The sequence below is a fragment of the uncultured Leptotrichia sp. genome, from assembly GCF_938036635.1.
Classification (GTDB): Bacteria; Fusobacteriota; Fusobacteriia; order Fusobacteriales; family Leptotrichiaceae; genus Leptotrichia; species Leptotrichia hongkongensis.
This window is the reverse complement of record NZ_CALHQO010000103.1, coordinates 1-4978: the sequence shown is the minus strand read 5'-3', so window position 1 is coordinate 4978 and position 4978 is coordinate 1. Positions and strand designations below refer to the sequence as shown.

General features: G+C 29.8%; 5 protein-coding genes and 1 pseudogene. All 6 read left to right on the top strand.

What is annotated here, in order from left to right:
- Positions 1-49: 49 nt before the first annotated feature.
- Positions 50-877 (top strand): annotated as a pseudogene (rsmH, locus tag Q0370_RS01935) (16S rRNA (cytosine(1402)-N(4))-methyltransferase RsmH); the annotation flags it as partial.
- Between the two features lie 5 nt (positions 878-882).
- Entirely contained in the window at positions 883-1302 is a 420-nt protein-coding gene (locus Q0370_RS01930; protein WP_147005306.1) for a cell division protein FtsL, read from the top strand.
- A 212-nt stretch (positions 1303-1514) separates the two neighbouring features.
- Positions 1515-1826 carry a hypothetical protein gene (locus tag Q0370_RS01925; protein WP_299571367.1) on the top strand — a complete coding sequence of 104 codons (312 nt, stop codon included), beginning with the start codon at positions 1515-1517 and terminating at the stop codon, positions 1824-1826.
- Positions 1826-3799 carry a V-type ATP synthase subunit I gene (locus Q0370_RS01920; RefSeq protein WP_299571365.1) on the top strand — a complete coding sequence of 658 codons (1974 nt, stop codon included), beginning with the start codon at positions 1826-1828 and terminating at the stop codon, positions 3797-3799. Before Q0370_RS01925 ends, Q0370_RS01920 begins: the two co-directional genes overlap by 1 nt.
- Positions 3800-3902: 103 nt before the next feature.
- Entirely contained in the window at positions 3903-4376 is a 474-nt protein-coding gene (locus Q0370_RS01915; protein WP_021743251.1) for a V-type ATP synthase subunit K, read from the top strand.
- A gap of 64 nt (positions 4377-4440) precedes the next feature.
- Positions 4441-4978: V-type ATP synthase subunit E (locus Q0370_RS01910; protein WP_299571359.1), on the top strand; the 538-nt coding region annotated here is incomplete at its 3' end.

The following is a 4978-nucleotide window of genomic DNA, read 5'->3' as shown; positions in this document are numbered from 1 at the left end:
GATATCTTGGAGAGTTTGATCCTGGCTCAGGACGAACGCTGGCGGCGGGCATACGGAAGGTATTTTAGAAAATTCTTCTGAAAATTCAAAAGTTATTGCAATTGATCAGGATATACAGGCGATTGAATTTGCTAAAAAAAGACTTGAACAGTATGGAAATAAACTCCAGATATTTCAAGATAATTTTAGAAATATCGACACGGCCGTTTACTTAGGAGGTTTTGAAAAAGTAGACAGGATATTGATGGATATAGGAGTTTCCTCAAATCAATTGGATAATGCTAAAAGAGGTTTTTCATACAGGTTTGAAGCAAAGTTGGATATGCGAATGGATAATAACTTGGAAATAAGTGCTTATGAAGTTGTTAACGATTTTTCTGAAAAGGAAATAGCTGATATTATTTATAAATATGGTGAAGAGCCAAAATCAAGAAAGATTGCTAAAAAAATCGTAGAATATAGAAAAAACAAGTCTATTGAAACTACAACAGAGCTTGCAGATATTGTTATAAAATCAATAGGAAAAAGCATGAAGCGACATCCTGCCAAAAGAACATTTCAGGCTATCAGGATTTTTGTAAATAAAGAACTTGAAGTTTTAAATGAAACATTGGATAAAGCAGTAAAACTGCTTAATAAAAATGGCAGGCTTTTAGTAATTACTTTTCATTCGCTGGAAGATAGAATTGTGAAGGAAAAATTTCGTGAATATGAAGATCCATGTACTTGTCCAAAAGACATACCAATATGTGTATGCAACAAAAAAAGTCTAGGAAAGATAATTACAAGAAAGCCAATTGTTGCTAAAGAATCAGAGTTAGAAGAAAATAACAGAGCACATTCAGCAAAATTAAGAATTTTTGAAAGGAGTGAATAAAGATTATGAATGGTGTTTCAAAAAACAAAAAAATGCAAATGGAAATACTTGATGTTCCAAAAATTACAAATACAGCAAGATCTCATGAAGATGCAAGAAGAGAAAGAATAGTAGCTCCTAAAGGAATTAAAAGAAAGCTTTCTAGAACTGCAGGACTTGATAAAAAGGTCATAAAAACTGTTTTGTTTTATGTTACAATTGTAACTGCAGTAGCATTATTAAGAGCTTTTGTCGGATATGATGTAGCTAATTTGGGTAGAAAAATACAAAAAAAAGAATTGCAATTGAAAGAATTGAAAAAAGAAGTTGAGAGACTGGATAATAAGTATGTCAATAGCGATGATTTGAAAACCAAAGAACAAAAAGCAAAAGAAAAAGGATTTTCTATTCCAAATAATCCAACATATATAGATTTGAAAAATTAGTAGTAAAAAAATATAGCATAATTTAAGAGTGTTATATTTTTTTTATATGAGAAAGAGTTGTAAAATATAGGAATAAAGGCTTGACAATAGCCTAAAAAATTGATAACATAATATATATAATGACTAATAAGTCAATTTGTTTTTGTGTTTTTATTTATAAAAAAATAAAACATTTGGTAATAGTAAAAATAATTTACGAAGGAGGTTATATCTTGGCAAAAGAAGTTTTAGAAAAAATAAAAAATGCTGAAAGTGAATCGGATAGAATTATTGCTGATGCAAAGGAAAAAGCAAAAGATATTTTGAAAAATATTCAGCAAAAGATAAAAGATGACAGCGATAAAATAATTTCTGAAGCCGGTATTGAAGCTGAAAATCTAAAAAATCAGTCAATAGAGGATGCTGAAAAAAAAGTGAACTCCCTCTTGAATAGTAAAGAGGAGGATGTAAACAGGATTCTTAATATTGATGAAAAGAGAATAGATGAAGTTGTTAATTTATTAGCGGAGAGGATTGTGAAATAATGGCAATAGTTAAAATGAGTAAATTTGAATTAGTTGTTTTCGCAGAACAAAGAGCTAAAATATTGAAGGCGCTTCAAAAATTTAAGGAAGTAAATTTTGTCGATATTAAACTACATGATGAAAATGGAGAAATAGACAAGGATGCAGTTGAAGGTGTTACAAAATATGTGAACAACGAAGAATTAACACATATTGACGAAAGACTTTATCAGTTGAATAATGCAATTTCTCTTATTAAAAAGTACGATGAGAGAAAAACACGTTTAAGAGATATTATTCATGGAAATGATAATTATACTTTTGATACATTGTCTAAAAAGGCATTGGATTATGACTGGAAAAAAATTTCTTCAGAATTGAATTCGATTGGAGTGCAGTATTCACAGATAAAATCAGAAATTTCAAAAAAATATGCACACTATGATGAAATAGAGTTGTGGGAACGGCTAGATGTAAATCCTAAAGAGTTAAAAAGTCTGAAAAAGGTAAATACATTTTTAGGAACAATACCAATAAAGCTCAAAGGTAACTTTATTGAAGGAATTTCTGAACTTGATAAGACTTATTATGAGGAACTAAGAATTTCTAAAGATGAAGTCTATTATCTTATAATTTCAAGTAATGACGAAAATGAAAAGGAAAAATTATCTGAAATTTTTAGAAATAATAGTTTTAGTGTGGAAAACCTTGATATTGATGCAGTTCCACGTGAATATAAAGTTAAGTTGCAAAAAGAAATAGAAGAGCTGAAAAAACAAAAACGCAAATTAAAATCTCAAATAAAAACTTATAGTGAAGATTTGAACGATTTACAAGCGGTTTATGAATATTTACAAAATAAAAAACTGCGTATTGTGGAATCAGAAAAATTAGCACAAACTGAAAATACTGTTTTAATAAAGGGATGGATTCCAGAAGAAAAAATAGAGGAATTTGAAAAAATTGTAAAAAATGAAGTGGATAACAATTATTATCTAAAAGTTACAGAAGCAGATAAAGATGATGAGACAGTGCCGATTAAGTTAAAAAATGGAAAGGTTGCAACTGTATTTGAAAATTTGACAGGGATGTATGCTTATCCAAGATATAATGAAATCGATCCAACACCTCTATTTACACCATTTTATATTTTATTCTTTGGGATGATGGGGGCAGATGTAGGTTACGGGCTTGTGTTACTGCTTGCAACAATATTTGTTTTGAAAGTAGTTAATTTAAGTTCTCAAATGAGAAAATCTGTTAAATTTTTCTTTTATTTAAGTTTTTCTGTTATTTTCTGGGGAATTTTGTATGGTTCATATTTTGGTGCAGAAATAAATGGAGTATGGCGACTTGTAAATCCTGCAAAACAATATAACAGCCTATTAATAGGCTCAATTATATTTGGTGTAGTTCATATATTTATTGGGCTTGGAATAAAGGCATATTTATTGATTAGGGATGGAAAATCGCTGGATGCAGTTTATGATGTGCTATTCTGGTATATGGCACTTATGGGCGGAATGGTATATTTAATATTCAAATTGATGAATTTATCGTCAATTGTAACAAATATTTCGATGTGGATTATGATTGCTGGAATGGTCGGAATTGTACTTACTGGTGGACGTGAGGCTAAAGGAGTTGGTGCAAAATTAGGTGGAGGACTTTACAGCCTTTACGGAATTTCAAGTTATGTTGGTGATTTTGTATCGTATTCAAGACTTATGGCTTTAGGTCTTTCTGGTGGATTTATCGCATCGGCCATAAATATGATTGCTGGAATGATTAGTGGAAATTGGTTTGGAATGATATTTGTTCCAGTAATATTAATAGGTGGGCATCTATTTAATATGTTCTTATCTTTCTTAGGTGCTTATGTCCATACTTCAAGACTTATGTATGTTGAATATTTTGGTAAATTCTACGAAGGTGGAGGAAAACCATTTAAGGACTTTAGAACAGAAAGTAAATATATAAACATGGATGATTAATTTAATAATGAATTTATTTAAAGTGAATAAATTTTGTTTGTGAAAAATAAAAAATTAAGTTAAATTGTTAAAATAAAAATATAAAAAATTAGGAGGAAATAAAATGAATGTTTCACAGTTTTTAGTACAAAATGGAGGAATCGTAATGGCGACATTAGGTGCGGCGTTAGCGACATTATTATCAGGAATTGGATCAGCAAAAGGTGTAGGAATAGTTGGAGAAGTGGCAACAGGGCTTATGAGTGAAGAGCCTGAAAAATTTGGTAAATCGTTAGTATTACAATTGCTTCCAGGAACACAAGGATTATATGGATTCGTTATTGGACTTATGGTATTAGGAAAATTAAATGCAAGTATGACTTTCCAAAATGGACTTGGAATTTTAATGGCATGTCTTCCAGTTGCTCTTGCAGGATATGGTTCAGCGATTGCACAAGGAAGAGTTGCAGCATCTGGAATTAGCTTGCTAGCAAAAAATGAGGAACAAAATACAAAAGGGATTATTTATGCGGTAATGGTTGAAACTTATGCATTATTGGCATTCGTTGTATCAATTATGTTATTAGCGAAATTCTAATTTTGTTTTATAAAATAAACAAACAGAGTGTAAATATGACATAAAAAACGGAAAAGGAGTAAATATGTCTAATTTGGATAATTTAACATCAAAAATAATAACTGATGCTAAATCGAAAGCAGATGAAATCATAAAAGATGCTGAAGAAAAAGCAAAGCAAAAATATGATTTGGAAATAAAAAAAGTTGATGCGAAAAAACAAACATTACTTGAAAATGCAAGAAGAGAGCGTGAACTGCTTTCAGATAGAATTAAGTCAAGTGCAAACTTAAAGTCTAGAAATGAAAAATTGAAGGCAAAACAGACAGTAATTAACAAAGTCATAGATAAACTAAAATCAAAACTTGTTAATATGAATGAGAATGACTACATCAGTTATTTGAATCAGAATATTGATAGAAATTCTATAGCTGGAAAAGAGTTAATTGTAAAAAAAGAATTTGTAGATAAAGTCAAACAAGAGTTTTCAACTGCAAAAGTTAAGGAAAATGAGTTTGTAAGTTCAGGATTTATCATTGAAGAAAATGGAATTCAGGAAAATTATACTTTTGAAGTAAAATTGGATTTTATGAGAGATGAATTGGAAGTTGAGATTTCAAAAC

What these genes read in the sequence shown, in the direction of transcription:
- Q0370_RS01930 (WP_147005306.1), top strand. Translation starts at nt 883, where the DNA reads ATGAATGGTGTTTCAAAAAACAAAAAAATGCAAATGGAAATACTTGAT.
- Q0370_RS01920 (WP_299571365.1), top strand. Translation starts at nt 1,826, where the DNA reads ATGGCAATAGTTAAAATGAGTAAATTTGAATTAGTTGTTTTCGCAGAA.
- Q0370_RS01915 (WP_021743251.1), top strand. Translation starts at nt 3,903, where the DNA reads ATGAATGTTTCACAGTTTTTAGTACAAAATGGAGGAATCGTAATGGCG.